This is a genomic window from Parvimonas sp. KA00067 (genome assembly GCF_001553085.1).
Classification (GTDB): Bacteria; Bacillota; Clostridia; order Tissierellales; family Peptoniphilaceae; genus Parvimonas; species Parvimonas parva.
Map to the genome: position 1 here is coordinate 67,142 of NZ_KQ960151.1, position 14,194 is coordinate 81,335.

The 14,194-nt window shown below is 28.2% G+C and carries 12 protein-coding genes; all 12 read left to right on the forward strand.

The genetic code is table 11. The annotated features are described in order from the left end of the window. The first annotated feature begins 1 nt into the window (after nucleotide 1). Entirely contained in the window at nucleotides 2-1,708 is a 1,707-nt protein-coding gene (locus tag HMPREF3181_RS05570; protein WP_068474266.1) for a DUF2207 family protein, read from the forward strand. A 140-nt stretch (nucleotides 1,709-1,848) separates the two neighbouring features. Then, nucleotides 1,849-2,397, forward strand: a complete 549-nt coding sequence (locus HMPREF3181_RS05575; RefSeq protein WP_068474268.1) for a LemA family protein — start codon at nucleotides 1,849-1,851, stop codon at nucleotides 2,395-2,397. A gap of 450 nt (nucleotides 2,398-2,847) precedes the next feature. After that, complete coding sequence (locus tag HMPREF3181_RS05580; RefSeq protein ID WP_068474270.1) at nucleotides 2,848-3,810, forward strand: metal ABC transporter solute-binding protein, Zn/Mn family; 963 nt, start codon at nucleotides 2,848-2,850, stop codon at nucleotides 3,808-3,810. A gap of 68 nt (nucleotides 3,811-3,878) precedes the next feature. After that, on the forward strand, nucleotides 3,879-4,589 hold the full coding sequence (locus tag HMPREF3181_RS05585) for a metal ABC transporter ATP-binding protein (protein ID WP_068474272.1): 711 nt from the start codon (nucleotides 3,879-3,881) through the stop codon (nucleotides 4,587-4,589). A gap of 2 nt (nucleotides 4,590-4,591) precedes the next feature. Continuing rightward, on the forward strand, nucleotides 4,592-5,485 hold the full coding sequence (locus HMPREF3181_RS05590; protein WP_068474274.1) for a metal ABC transporter permease: 894 nt from the start codon (nucleotides 4,592-4,594) through the stop codon (nucleotides 5,483-5,485). Next, nucleotides 5,473-6,582, forward strand: coding sequence for a metal ABC transporter permease (locus tag HMPREF3181_RS05595; RefSeq protein WP_068474276.1), 1,110 nt, complete (start codon nucleotides 5,473-5,475; stop codon nucleotides 6,580-6,582). The genes HMPREF3181_RS05590 and HMPREF3181_RS05595 overlap by 13 nt, the downstream gene beginning before the upstream one ends. Before the next feature lie 352 nt (nucleotides 6,583-6,934). Then, on the forward strand, nucleotides 6,935-8,611 hold the full coding sequence (locus HMPREF3181_RS05600) for an NHL repeat-containing protein (RefSeq protein ID WP_068474278.1): 1,677 nt from the start codon (nucleotides 6,935-6,937) through the stop codon (nucleotides 8,609-8,611). 241 nt (nucleotides 8,612-8,852) lie between these two features. After that, entirely contained in the window at nucleotides 8,853-9,911 is a 1,059-nt protein-coding gene (locus tag HMPREF3181_RS05605) for an ABC transporter substrate-binding protein (protein ID WP_068474280.1), read from the forward strand. 88 nt (nucleotides 9,912-9,999) lie between these two features. Further along, nucleotides 10,000-11,685: an ABC transporter permease gene (locus HMPREF3181_RS05610; RefSeq protein ID WP_068474606.1), complete on the forward strand. Its 1,686-nt coding sequence runs from the start codon at nucleotides 10,000-10,002 to the stop codon at nucleotides 11,683-11,685. A gap of 8 nt (nucleotides 11,686-11,693) precedes the next feature. Beyond that, complete coding sequence (locus HMPREF3181_RS05615) at nucleotides 11,694-12,764, forward strand: ABC transporter ATP-binding protein (protein ID WP_068474284.1); 1,071 nt, start codon at nucleotides 11,694-11,696, stop codon at nucleotides 12,762-12,764. 108 nt (nucleotides 12,765-12,872) lie between these two features. Next, on the forward strand, nucleotides 12,873-13,457 hold the full coding sequence (locus HMPREF3181_RS05620) for a DUF3841 domain-containing protein (protein WP_068474288.1): 585 nt from the start codon (nucleotides 12,873-12,875) through the stop codon (nucleotides 13,455-13,457). Nucleotides 13,458-13,600: 143 nt separating this feature from the next. Further along, on the forward strand, nucleotides 13,601-14,053 hold the full coding sequence (locus HMPREF3181_RS05625; protein WP_068474291.1) for a hypothetical protein: 453 nt from the start codon (nucleotides 13,601-13,603) through the stop codon (nucleotides 14,051-14,053). Nucleotides 14,054-14,194 lie beyond the last annotated feature (141 nt).

A 14,194-nucleotide genomic window follows, 5' to 3' on the forward strand; every position in this document is an offset into this window, starting at 1 on the left:
TATGAAAAATTTTAGAAATTTCGTAAAAAAGTTTTTTGTATTTTCTTTTATACTGATTAGTATCTTAGCGATACCACTTTCAAATGCTTTTGCAGATGATTTTTATGAAAATAAAATAAATGTAAAAATTAATAAAGACGGTAGTGCAGATATTGAAAGTATTATGGATTTCAAGCCAACTAAGGGAACTGAATACTATATTCCGATTGAAAATTTAGGAAAAAGTGAAATTAAAGATTTTAAAGTTTCAGAAATTTTAAATGGAAAAGAAATTCAGTATGAATCACTAGGGTTTGGTTGGAATACAAAAGCAAGTAGAGCACAAAAGGCGAAAAAGTCTGGAGTTGTTAAAACTTCAAATGGTTATGAACTTTGTTTCGGCTTTGGAGAATATAAAAGAAATACTTTTGTTTTAAGATATAAAGTTACAAATTTTGTAAAATTGTTAAATGATTCAGATATGATTTTCTGGAAATTTGTAAATGACAGCTTATCTGCTCCTCCACAAAAAGTTAGCGTTATTATTTCAAAGGAAGACGGAAAATTTGACAATACAAATTCTAAAATTTGGGCTTTTGGTAATAAAGGTAAAATTGAATTTATTGATGGTAAAATAGTTTTTAAAACTTTAGAAGGTCTTAGAAGTTCAAACTATGTAACTATTTTAACTCAGTTAAATAAAGGGGAAATAATTTCCGGAGAAAAAATAAATAAAGACTTTTCATATTATAAAGATATGGCTTTTAATGGCTCACAATATAAAAAAACTACAAAACAAAGTGCCTTCAGTTTTAAAAAATTATATAGATTGTTATATATTTTAGCAATTATACCACTTTTAAGAGGTTCTTTTAAAAGTGAAAGAATTAAAGGTGGATATAAAAAGGGAGATTTTAAAGGAGAATATTATAGAGATATCCCTGAAAAAGAATGGTGGCAATTATCTCACATTTTAAAATGTGCAGGATTTGATGGAGCGGAGTCAATAATTAGAGCATATTTTCTAAAATGGATTCAAGGAAAAGTATTGATACCTATGACTGAGGAAAAAGGCTTTATTTTTAAAAAAGAAGTTTTATCTTTAAAAATCAATAATAAAATAGAGTATGATTTTGAAACAACAGTAGAGAGAAAATTATTTTCTATGGTTGAAAAAGCAGCTAGAGATGATGAAATTCTACAGGAAAATGAATTTACTTCTTATTTAAAAAAGGAAAACAATCAAAGTGCTTTTAAATCTTTACAGGAGTCTATGAAACAAGATTCTTTAAGTTATGCTAGAAAATATGATTTGCTCGAGATGAATGAAAAAGGAAAGTGGACATATAAATATAATGAAAAAGGTAAGAAATTTACTGAACATCTTATAAAATATTATAATTATTTAAAAGATTTTTCATTATTAAGCGAAAGAGAAGTTTCAGAAATAAAAGTTTGGAAAGATTTATTAATTTATGCGACACTTTTTGATGTTGCAGAGGAAGTTCAAAAACAATTAAAGAAATTATCTCCGGAATTTTTAGAAAAGTATGATGTAGATGTGAATTCATTGCATACAGCTATGCTTTATTCCCATGTATTCTCCAATAATTTCTTGGATGCTTATTCAACTGCTGTTGCAAGTTCATCAAGTGGTGGAGGAGGTTTCTCCAGCAGAGGTGGAGGTAGAGGCTCTTTCGGCGGGGGTTCCGGAGGAGGAACTAGATAATTGGATATTAATTTAACATATTTCCATTTTGATAAATCTAAAGTGGTAAATATGATGAAATAAATATTCTTTTACACAAGAATCGTAAATTCATATTTATTTTAACATAATAGAATATATATTTTGAAAGGAGAAAAATTATGACAGCATTATATGTAATTCTCGCACTAGTAGTTCTTTTAGTACTTTGGGTTATAGCAGGATATAATAAACTTATAAGACTAAGAGAAATGGTAAAAAATGCAATGGGACAAATTGCAGCAAATGTTGAATCAAGATGGGACGCTTTAAAATCTTTGATTGATGCAACTAAAAAGTATTCTGAACATGAATCAGAAACATTGAAAAATGTAATTGCACAAAGAGGTGGCGTAAACAGTAACAGTACAGTAAAAGATATTGAGGCTGATAACAATATGTTTACACAAGCACTTTCTAGACTTGCAGTAGTTGTTGAATCATATCCGGAATTAAAAGCTAATACATTGTATTTAAATACAATGGATAAAATTGACTCTTATGAACAAGATGTTAAAAATTCAAGAATGGTTTACAACGATACCGTTACTAAATTTAACAGAACAATGTTAGTATTCCCATTGGTTTTAATTTCAAGAATGATGGGCTTTACTGAATACGAATATTTCAAAAATACAGAAACAAAAACAAATCCACCAAGTTGGGATTAGTAAAAGGCACTCGAAAGAGTGCTTTTTTGTTATGAAATAACAAGGTTCTAAGTTATCCACTCGATGCAAAGCATCGTGTAAGGGTGTTTATTGTGTAAAAAATTGTAATGTGTTAAAATCTAATTTAGATAGAGTAAAGAGGTATTTATGAAAAATTTTAGAAAATTTGTATTTTTTATTTTTATATTTGTTGAGATTTTATTAATGCCACTTTCAACCAACTTTTTTTGTGGAAATTTTTATAATTGAAATAAATTTTCAAACTAAAAAGGAAATTTGTGTAAAAAATTATAATCTGTAATTATAAAATGTTGAAAAATTAATATTTTATCAAGTGAAAAATATTTTTATAAAAATAAGTAATAATAATTGATATTATTTAAAAAATATGGTAATATATATAAGGAGAGAAAAATAAATATTCTTCAAGAAAAATTTAGGAGGAAAAGTATGAAAAAGAAATTTATGTTATTACTTGCGTTAGTGCTTTCGGTAGGAGTTTTGGGAGCTTGTACAAAGAAAGCTGACGATAAAATGAAAAAGGAAGAAAAGAAAACTGAGCAAAAGGCTGAAAAGAAAAAAGTTATTGCTACAAGTACAATGCTTACAGACTTGGTAAAGCAAATAGGTGGAGATAATTTTGAAGTTGAAGGAATGATGAAAGCGGGGGTTGACCCTCATTTATACAAACCGACTGCTGGAGATGTTGAAAAACTTGAAAAGGCTGATGTTGTTGTTGTAAACGGATTACATTTGGAAGGTCAAATGGGAGAAGTTTTACAAGGTCTGGAAAAACAAAATAAAAATGTTGTAACTGCCGCTAACAATATTCCAAAAGAAGATTTACTTCCTTGGGAAGAAGAAGGTGCAGGTCCAAACGACCCTCATATGTGGTTCAGTATTAAAAATTGGAAAGTTGCCGCAAAGAATGTTGCTGAAGGTTTAAAGAAAACTGATAGCTCAAAATCTGCTGAGATTGATAAAAATCTTGCAAAATATGAAAAAGAACTTGATGAACTTTCTGCTTATATAAATAAAAAAGTTAAAGAGTTACCGGAAAATCAAAGAGTTTTAGTTACTGCTCATGACGCTTTTAACTATTTTGCAAAGGAATTCGGTTTTAGAGTAGAAGCAATTCAAGGAATTAGTACAGAATCAGAAGCAAGTGCAGCTGATATAAAGAAACTTTCAGATTTTTTAGTTAAAACAAAAATAAAAGCTGTTTTTGTTGAATCTTCAGTTCCTAAGAAAACAATTGAATCTTTAGTTGAATCTTGTAAAGCTAAAGGTCATAATGTAAAAATAGGTGGAGAATTATATTCTGACTCATTGGGAGATGATAATACAAAAGAAAATACTTATATCTCAATGTATAAATACAATATTGACACAATAGTTGACGCTTTAAAATAAACTTTTAAAAAGAATCTCCTAACTATATACTTATTGTAGTGGGAGATTTTTGTATTTTGGAGGAAAAAATGAACGATATAGCTGTAAAGGTTGAAGATTTAACTATTGCCTACTATTCAAAGCCGGTTGTTTGGGACGTTGATTTGGATATTAAAAAAGGCAAACTTACTGCGATTTTAGGTCCGAATGGTGCCGGTAAATCGACTTTGTTAAAGGCGATGTTAAATTTGATTCCTATTTCATCAGGAAAAATTTTATTTTTCGATAAAACTTATAAGGAATTTAGAAAAAATATTTCCTATGTACCACAGAGTGAGTCTGTGGATTGGGACTTTCCAACTGATGTACTGGACGTTGTTATGATGGGAACTTATGGGAAACTCGGTTGGATAAAAAGAGCCGGAAAGAAAGAGAAAGAATTATCTTTAGAGGCTTTAAAAAAACTTGGTATGGAAGAATATGTTGACAGACAAATAAGCGACCTTTCAGGAGGACAACAACAAAGAGTTTTCTTGTCAAGAGCATTGGTTCAAGACAGCGAAATTTATTTTCTTGACGAGCCTTTAAAGGGTGTTGATGCCAAGACTGAAAAAGAAATTATGAGAATTTTAAAAGAGCTTAGAGATTCAGGAAAGACTATCGTAGTTGTTCATCACGATTTGCGAACAGTTGAAGAATATTTTGATGATGTTGTACTTTTAAATAAATTAGTTGTTGCATCAGGCTCAGTCAAGGACGTTTTTATAGAAGAAAATATAAATAAGGCTTACAGGGTGTAGATATGAATGGAATTTTAGATTTACTTACGGACTATACTTTTTTGATGATTACAATAGGCTCCGGACTTTTGGGACTTTTAAGTGGAGTTATGGGAGTTTATGTTACGGTAAAGAAACAAGGGCTTATTTGTGATGCAATTAGCCATTCAACACTTCCGGGAGTTTGTATTGCCTTTATGGTGCTTGGAATTAAAAATTTAGAATTTTTACTTTTAGGAGCATTTATTGCTGGAGTTGTATCAGCACTTCTTATTTTTGGAATAGATTTGAAGTCAAAAGTAAAGTTTGATAGTGCATTGGCAATAGTTTTGTCAACATTTTTTGGACTTGGTGTTGTACTGCTTGCACTTATTCAAAGAAAAGCAAATACAAATCAAGCAGGTCTCGATAAATTCATATTCGGTCAAGCTGCTGCATTTTTAAAAAAGGATATTTATTTTTTAATCGGAATAATTATTTTAGTTTTATTTGTAATTTTATTATTCTGGAAAGAGTTGAAGTTATATTCATTCGACCCTGAATTTGCACAAACAAAAGGCTTTTCGATAAATATAATGACTGGAATTTTAATAGTTTTACTCGTTATTTCCATTGTAATGGGAATTCAATCAGTTGGAGTAATTCTTATGAGTACAATGCTTATTGCACCACCGGTTGCAGCAAGACAATGGACTGACAAATTTAATATTATGATGATTTTATCAGGAATTTTCGGTGCGTTTTCAGGAATAGTCGGCTCATTTATAAGTATGTACTACAAAGGCTTGTCAACCGGACCTGTCATAACGATAGTTGCAAGTATAATTGTATTTTTAAGTATATTATTTTCACCAAAAAAAGGGATTTTGTTTGTTAAAAAGAGAACAATGCAAGGAGGGACTAAATGCGACAATTAGAAATTTTAATAGCTGTTAGTTTAGTTTCAGCTGCCTGCTCATTGCTTGGACCATTTTTGATTCTTAGAAAAATGTCAATGATGATAGATTCCATAACACATACAATTTTGCTTGGAATTGTAATTGCATTTTTCATTACAAAAGATTTAACAAGTCCTTTATTGATTGTTGGAGCAGGACTTGTTGGAATACTTACTGTATTTTTAACGGAACTCATAAACCAAAAGACAGCTTTACACGAAGATGCATCAATCGGACTTGTATTTCCTTTTTTATTTAGTATTGCGATAATAATAATTTCAAAATTTTTAAGAGGAGTACATTTGTGTATTGACTCCGTTTTGGTCGGAGAAGTTGCTTTTTCTGTAATTCCAAGAATAGAATTTTTTGGATATGAGGGCTCAAAAGTTATTTTTGTTATGGCAGTAATATTTTTAATAGATTTAATTTTTATTGGAGTTTTCTTTAAAGAATTAAAAATTTCTACATTCGATAAAAATTTGAGTTTGATTTCAGGCTTTGCACCTGCTGTTATCTATTACGCTTTAATGAGTTTAGTTTCAATTACAACAGTTGGCGCTTTTAACGCCGTTGGTTCAATTCTTGTAATTTCATATATGGTTGTGCCGTCTGCTTGTGCATATCTTTTGACTCACGATTTAAAGAAGATGATAGTTATAAGTGTATTTGTCGGAGTTTTAAGTAGTGTGTTGGGATTTTACTGTGCATATATTTACGACCTTTCAATCGCCGGAACAATAGCCGTTGTAAATGGAATAATCTTTTTCTTGGTATTCATATTTGAGCCGAGAAACGGAATTATAAGAAAGATTGTAAATGAAAGTAGAAAAAGAACTGAATTTGCAGAGGTTACAATGCTATTGCATATTATAAATCACGAAAATACAGAGAATGAAAAAGTTGAATGTAATATTTCAAAAATAAATGAGCATTTGTGTTATGCAAAAAATAAATTTGAAAAAGTTTTAAAGAGTATTATAAATAAAAAACTTGCCTATATAGATAATGACATTATAAAAGTTACAGATATGGGCAGAGAAAAAACCTTGAATAAATTTGATGAATGGATGAAGTAAAATAGAGATAGAATAAACTTTTGATTATCATTTATCTTTATTTAAATTTGCAAAGCAATTATTTCGAAAAATTAATAAAAAATTAAAAGAGAGACAATTTTTCATAAAAAATCTCTCTTTTTTTGTACTCTTGGTATCACATCATTTACAAATGTACAATTATAAATAATTTAAATGATTTTGCATTTATAGTATAATAAATATAATTTCGCTATTTCTGTGCGAAATAATATTTATTTCACCATATTCACCTTTGAAAAAATATCTAAACAGGAAATATGGTATAATAATGGTATAAAATTTTTATTTAATTAAATAAAAATTATTATAGCAAGAAAGTGTAGGAAATAAAGTGAAAGAGGAAGATATAGGTATTAAGTATTGTAGAAATTTTATTGAAAATAAAAACAATTATATTAAATATTTAGGTATTTCAGAAAAAGGACAATACATTTTTATAGAAGAAAATAAATATGTATATAAAATAGATTATGATTATAATTTAGATATTGTAGAAATAAAAAAAATAAAAATTGATAATCAAGTTGATTATTATGTTGAGTCAAAAAATGGTGCATATTATTATTCTAAAAGCGATAATTCAATATATAAATATGAAGAACAATTAAAGAAAAGATGCTTAAGAAAAAGTTTTTATAGCTTAGAAAGTGATGAAAAGTTAATACATTTAAAAGTAGTAAATAATAATATTATATTTTCTACTACAAAATTAAGATTAGTTTTTTTGAGTTTAGAAACTTTTAATGTTGATAAAATAATATATCTTGATAAAAATTTTTTTATAGAACCTTTTTGGTTTGAAATTTTAGATGAAAGAATATTGCTAGTTGATGCATCTGCGAATTGTGTACATGAAATTAGTTTTAGTGGTGAAATTTTGTGGACATATGGTAAATATGATGATCCAGGATATGAAAATAATAGATTGTTTATACCTGTTTCTGCCATGAAATATAAAAACGAATATATAATTTCAGAACAAAGAGGTCATAGGATTATAAGTGTTTCTAAAAATAAAGAGATTTTAAAAATATATGGTAATACATCTAAAGTCGGTAATTTAAAATATGGCTTTTGGGCTCCGTCTATAATGGGATATTATGGAGATAAAATTTTAATTGCTCAATGTAAAGGTTCGAATCTTAATATTATTTTATTAAATACAAAAACTGGGAAAACTAAATCAGTTTATGGTAATTCCATAATAGAATCTTCTATTTTTAATTTTCCTAGAGTGATAGCATGGTCAAAAAAATATAAACTATTAGCTATAGCCGATAGTGGAAATAATGAGATAAAAATAATGAAAAATAATAAAGTATTAACAGTATTAACTAAATTTAATGGGAAGGGTCTTCAATTTCCAAGATATGTTAGTTGGAATGATGAAAAATTATTGATTACAGATAGTAAAAATCGTAGATTAATATATTATGATTACCAATTAAAAGAATATATTGAGTTTAGTTCTGAATTGTTTAATAATAATTTTGATAAAAAGGACTGGTTACAATCAGCTATTTTAAAAGATAATTATTTATTAGTATCATCTTCAAACAAATTTGTGGTATATTCAATTGAAAATTATAATTTAATATTTGATAGTTCTTTAGTAAATTATAAATTTAAGGATATACATAGTGTGAGTTTTTCTTCTTTAACTAAATTTTTAGTTGCTGATACCGGTAATAATTCTGTTGTTGAAGTAAATATAGATAAAAGTTTTAAAGTTATAAAAAATGTAAATTTAAATGGGCATCATATTAAGTTAAAAAAGCCTAGATATTTTTGTAAAGAATTTAATAAGTATCTAATTGTAGATAGCGGTAATTCTAAGATTTATATTATTGATAATATTAATGATATGAATGTATTATCTTGTATTGGTGAAAAAAGAGGTTTAGGTTATAAAAGATTTTCATTGCCAAGATGTGCTTGTTTTAAAGATGATAAAAATATATTTATATCCGATACTGATAATCATAGAATAGTTTTAAGAAATATATAGTTAACTTATTTGTTGTTTTAATTATACAGGATATTCTCTTTTTTGTTTGTTTCGTTTTTGTTATGTTTTAAATATTTAAACAATAGTTTATATTTTTACTTTTATATATATCAATGTTGTTAAAAGAAAATTATTTTGTTAAAACATTAAAAATGTATAGATTTTTTTATAAAAATTTAGTATAATCAGTTTAGATTGTTTATACAATTAAAAATATAATATTTTTCATTAGGAGGATTTTATGAGAAAAAAATTTTTAGCACTTATGCTATCTGCATTAATGATTGGTGCTACTGCTTGTGGAGCAAAGACAGAAAAAAAAGATGAAGTAAGTAACAATATGAAATCAAATGAAGAAGTTACAGGTAAGGTAAGAATCTATACTTCAATGTATGAAGATATAATAGATAATATGAAACCTGCTCTTAAAAAGAAATTCCCTAAGTGTGAAGTTGAATTTTTCCAAGGTGGAACAGGTACTTTACAAACAAAAGTTGCAGGGGAAATTGAGGCCGGAAAACTTGCTTGTGATATAATAATGGTTGCAGAACCATCTTATGCTTATGAGTTAAAGGAAAAGAAGATTTTACATAAATTTGATATCGAAAACAAGGATAAATTAGCTTTCGAATATGATAAAGAAGGTTATTGGTATCCTGTTAGAATTTCTAATATGGTATTAGCTTATAATCCTGAAAAAACTAAGAAGGAAGACATTGCTCAAAGTTTTAAAGAATTTGCAGAAAAAGAAACATTGGCAGGAAAAATATCAATGTCAGACCCATTAAAATCAGGTACAGCTCTTGCAGCAGTTAGTGGATTGAAGGACAAATATAATGAAGAATATTTTACAAAATTAGCTAATAAAAAAGTTGCTGTTGAGGCTGGAAGTGTAGCTTTAGCTAAACTTGAAACAGGAGAAATGGATGAACTTATGATTCTTGAAGAGTCAGTTCTTAAGAAGAGAGAAGAAGAAAAATCACCTCTTGAAGTTATTTATCCTAAAGACGGAACAATTGTAGTTCCTTCACCAATTATGGTTATAGATGAAAAATTAACTGAAAATAAAAATACAAAAGCAGCTGAGGCCATTTCAAAATGGTTCTTATCAGAAGAAGGTCAAAAATATATAGTTAAGGGCTGGATGCACTCTGTATTAAAAGATTTCTCTGAAATTCCTTATGATGCAATCAAAACTTCTGAAATAACTGGAAATAGTATAAAAGTTAAATGGGAACAATTAGTTAAAGATAGAGATGGCTTAAGAAAAATGTTTACTGATACAATCGGTAAAAAATAAATTCACAGAATAATTTGAAATTATTGTTTCAAAATAAAAAAATATAACGGGGGGAGGAAACTCCCTCTTGTTAATGAAAGGTTATTTTATGCAAAAGACAGAAAGAAAATTTAAATTAGATATAAAGTGGATAATAATGTTGTCGATAGTTGCGCTTTTAATTGTTTTTGAAGTTTTTCCACTTTTGTATCTTTTTGTTAAGTCCGTATTTCCAAATGGAAGTTTTACTCTTGAAGCTTTCAAAAGAGTATATAGCTATGATGCAAACTTTATAGCTGTAAAAAATACTATTGTAACGGCAGTTGCAACAACTTTTTTTGGAATGTTAATAGCTTTTCCTCTTGCATTTTTAGTAGGAAGAACTAATTTATACGGAAAAAAAATATTTAGAACTATGTTTGTTATTACATATATGGTTCCTCCTTATGTAGGAGCAATGGCTTGGCTTAGACTTTTAAATCCAAGGGTTGGAACTTTGAATATGCTTATTCAAAAAGTATTTGGGCTTAGTCAACCAATTTTTAATATTTATAGTGTATGGGGAATGATTTGGGTTCTTACTTGTTTTTATTATCCTTATGCCTTTATAACAATTTCTCGTGCAATGGAAAAAATGGATCCTTCTCTTGAAGAGGCTGCTAGAATTTCAGGTGCAAGTCCTTTAAAGACTTTATTTACAGTTACAATTCCAATGATGACACCAAGTTTAATTGCTGCAGGACTTTTAGTTTTTGTAACAGCTGCATCCTGTTACGGTATTCCTTCAATAATAGGAGCTCCAGGACAGATTCATACAGTTACAACCAGAATAATTGAGTTTGTTCATATAGGAAACGAAGAGGGCATAATTGATGCTACAACTCTAGCAGTATTTTTGATGATAATTGCAAATGTAGTTTTGTATTTTTCAACATTTGTACTAGGAAAAAAACAATTTATAACTATGAGCGGAAAATCTACAAGACCTGTAATAGTTGATTTAGGAAAATGGAGAACTCCTCTTACAGTATTAGTTTCTATTTTTGCTTTTGTTGTAGTAATAGTTCCTTTTATAACCGTAGCTCTTACGTCTGTAACTGTTAATATGGGTAAATCATTGTCTTTATCAAATATTTCATTTAAGTTTTGGAAACAAATGCTTGCAAGAGATAGCATATTAAGTTCGACAATAAACAGTTTAGTTGCTGCTTGTGCTGCTGCATTTTTAGGAATAATAATTTCTTGTATGATGGCTTATTTGCTTGAAAGAACAAAAGTAAAGGGAAGAAAAATACCTGACTTTTTGATTACTGTAGGTTCAGGAACTCCAAGTATTGCAATAGCTCTTGCCCTTATAATGACAATGAGTGGTAAATTTGGAATAAATATTTATAATACAATTTATATTATGATAATCGCATATATGATTAAGTATATGTTAATGGGAATGAGGACTGTAGTTTCAGGAATGAGTCAGGTGCATCCTTCTCTAGAAGAGGCATCTCAGATTTCAGGAGCAGGTTGGCTTAGAATGATTAAAGATGTTACAGCTCCTTTAATAATGCCGTCAATAGTTGCAGGTATATTTTTAATCTTTATGCCTTGTTTTTATGAACTTACTATGAGTACATTGTTGTATTCATCTCATACAAAGACTATCGGTTTTGAACTTTATAATTATCAAACTTATCATAGTCAACAGATAGCCAGTGTACTTGCTACTGCGATTTTGATTTTTGTATTATTAGTAAATTGGATTTTAAATAAACTTACAAAAGGTAAGTTTTCAATTTAGGAGGAAAAATGTCAACAATTACAATAAAAGAAATAAGTAAAGCTTTTGGAAATGTAGAAGTTTTAAAACCTTTTACAGAAACTTTCAAAGATGGTGAATTTATAACTTTGCTTGGTCCGTCAGGTTGTGGAAAAACAACAATGTTAAGACTTATAGCAGGCTTTGAAAAACCTACAAGTGGAGAAATACTAATAGGAGATAATGTTGTTTCCGGAGGAAAAACTTTTGTTCCTCCTGAAAAAAGAGATATAGGAATGGTGTTTCAATCTTATGCTGTTTGGCCTCATATGAATGTTTTTGACAATGTTGCCTATCCTTTAAAAATATCAGGTGTTAAAAAACAAGAAATAAAAGAAAGAGTTGAAAAAGTTTTAGATATAGTTCATTTATCTCAATATAAAGATAGAATACCGTCAGAGCTTTCAGGTGGACAACAACAAAGGGTTGCTCTTGGACGTGCTTTAATTGGAAAGCCTAAGTTACTTTTACTTGACGAACCTCTTTCAAACTTAGATGCAAAACTTAGAGAAGAGATGCGTTTTGAAATAAAAGAGATACAAAAAAGACTTGGAATTACAGTTGTTTATGTAACTCACGACCAAATAGAGGCTATGACAATGAGCGACAGAATAATTTTGATAAATAAAGGAGTTGTTCAACAAATTGGAACTCCTGAAGAAATTTATAGAAATCCTGCAAATCCTTTTGTTGCAAATTTTGTCGGTCGTGTTAATTTTATTAAGGGAATTTCAAAAGATGGATATGTTGAAATTTCAAATACTGGAAAAAAATTAGCTTACGATGGAGATAAAAAGGGCAATGTTATAATTGCAATAAGACCTGAGGCTTTAAGAATAGACGAAAAAGACGGAACAATTGATGCAAAACTTGTAAGTCAATTTTATCTTGGTGATGTAAATGACTGTAAAGTTGATTTGGGAAATGAAAATATAGTTAGAGTTATCGACCATGTTGAAACTTACGGAATGTTTGAAGAAAATTCAAATATAAAACTTAGAATTAAAAACTTCATGGTATTTGACGATGACGGAAAAGATTACACAAAGATAATAACATAAAAATTAATTTTAAAGCTATTGAATTTTTCAATAGCTTTTTTATGTTTTATAGTCATATTGATTTTTGTGATTTAATGTGATACAATAAAATGAAAGGGTGTGAAATGTATGGAAACTGTAAGATTATACACAAGACAAGACATTCGTTCTTTAAGAGAAATTGAAGAAAAAGGATACTTTACAAACAAAATTTCTTATGTTAGAGAAAATTTTGGCGTGATTTCTGATTATATTTTAAGTTGTTATAACTACTTTGTAACAGAGGCATCAAAAAGAGTTCCTAAACCAAAAGAAGTTGAAATGCCTGTTTGGTGCGGAGTCAGCAATAAAAACTGTATGCCACCGATTGAAAATAGCATTTTATATGTATTGGATGTTCCAAAAGATGAGATAATTTATTTTGACGGAGTTAAATGGGATTATGTACTCAATCATCATTATATTCCATTAGATGAAGAAGATGATAAAAAGTACAATGAACGACTAAAGAAAAAGGGAATAGATAACGGTTTTGAATTTTTTGAAGGCAAGTATAGAAATTTTTATCCCGAAGAAAAAAGAATTGTAATAGATAGTTGGAGTAGAATATTCGACATTGATGAATGGGATATTTACAGAGTTCAAGCAAATATATGGCAGATAAAAAAAGAATGGATTTTTGCTATGGTAAAAAAAGGAGAAGTAATTCCTTAATTTTAACTATTAATTTAATAAATATTTATTTAAAAGCTATTGACGTATTTTTATTTGTTTAGTATAATTTAGATAATTAATAATATTTTTCAAAAATACATGAAGATTTATATAATTTACATAAAATTTAGAAGGAGGATATTATGAAAAAATTTTTTAAAAAGTTAATTTTGATTTTGCCTGTTTTCGTTGCTCTTTCAGGTTGTGCTAAGAGTTCTAATGTTAATGAAGACAATACAAAAGCACAAAAGCATATTGTTAGAAAAGCAAGTAAAGAAGTTCAAGAAGTTTGTGGATATTATTATGCTTCTGATTCGCAAATTGTTATAGATAATGGAGAATATTATGGAGTACCTTGTTTGTATTACAAAGCTAAGCCGATAGACTTTGATAATTGTTCAAAAGAATCTGTTAGAAAACTTCGTGGTGATTTTACGGATGACGGAAATTTTTTAGAACCGAAAGTTTTTGAAGAAGGTGGAAAAAAGTATTTAACAGCTGATTTCTTCCCTGAAAGAAAATTTTGGATAAAAGATGAAAAGACAATAGTCGATACTGAAACAAATACAGAATATATAAAAGGCGAGCCTAAATAGAAAAATTAAAAAGTTGAGAAATTTAATGTTCTTAACTTTTTTAGTTGTAATATGATTTATTTGCAAAAAAAATTATAAATTTAACTCATTTAACTTAAATAATTAAATATAAAGGATTGTGAATTGATTATGTTGTTATTG

Bases quoted from the DNA above. Each gene is read 5' to 3' on its own strand.
- HMPREF3181_RS05575 (WP_068474268.1), top strand. From the start codon at position 1,849: ATGACAGCATTATATGTAATTCTCGCACTAGTAGTTCTTTTAGTACTT.
- HMPREF3181_RS05585 (WP_068474272.1), top strand. From the start codon at position 3,879: ATGAACGATATAGCTGTAAAGGTTGAAGATTTAACTATTGCCTACTAT.
- HMPREF3181_RS05605 (WP_068474280.1), top strand. From the start codon at position 8,853: ATGAGAAAAAAATTTTTAGCACTTATGCTATCTGCATTAATGATTGGT.
- HMPREF3181_RS05615 (WP_068474284.1), top strand. From the start codon at position 11,694: ATGTCAACAATTACAATAAAAGAAATAAGTAAAGCTTTTGGAAATGTA.
- HMPREF3181_RS05595 (WP_068474276.1), top strand. From the start codon at position 5,473: ATGCGACAATTAGAAATTTTAATAGCTGTTAGTTTAGTTTCAGCTGCC.
- HMPREF3181_RS05580 (WP_068474270.1), top strand. From the start codon at position 2,848: ATGAAAAAGAAATTTATGTTATTACTTGCGTTAGTGCTTTCGGTAGGA.
- HMPREF3181_RS05590 (WP_068474274.1), top strand. From the start codon at position 4,592: ATGAATGGAATTTTAGATTTACTTACGGACTATACTTTTTTGATGATT.
- HMPREF3181_RS05610 (WP_068474606.1), top strand. From the start codon at position 10,000: ATGCAAAAGACAGAAAGAAAATTTAAATTAGATATAAAGTGGATAATA.
- HMPREF3181_RS05570 (WP_068474266.1), top strand. From the start codon at position 2: ATGAAAAATTTTAGAAATTTCGTAAAAAAGTTTTTTGTATTTTCTTTT.
- HMPREF3181_RS05620 (WP_068474288.1), top strand. From the start codon at position 12,873: ATGGAAACTGTAAGATTATACACAAGACAAGACATTCGTTCTTTAAGA.
- HMPREF3181_RS05625 (WP_068474291.1), top strand. From the start codon at position 13,601: ATGAAAAAATTTTTTAAAAAGTTAATTTTGATTTTGCCTGTTTTCGTT.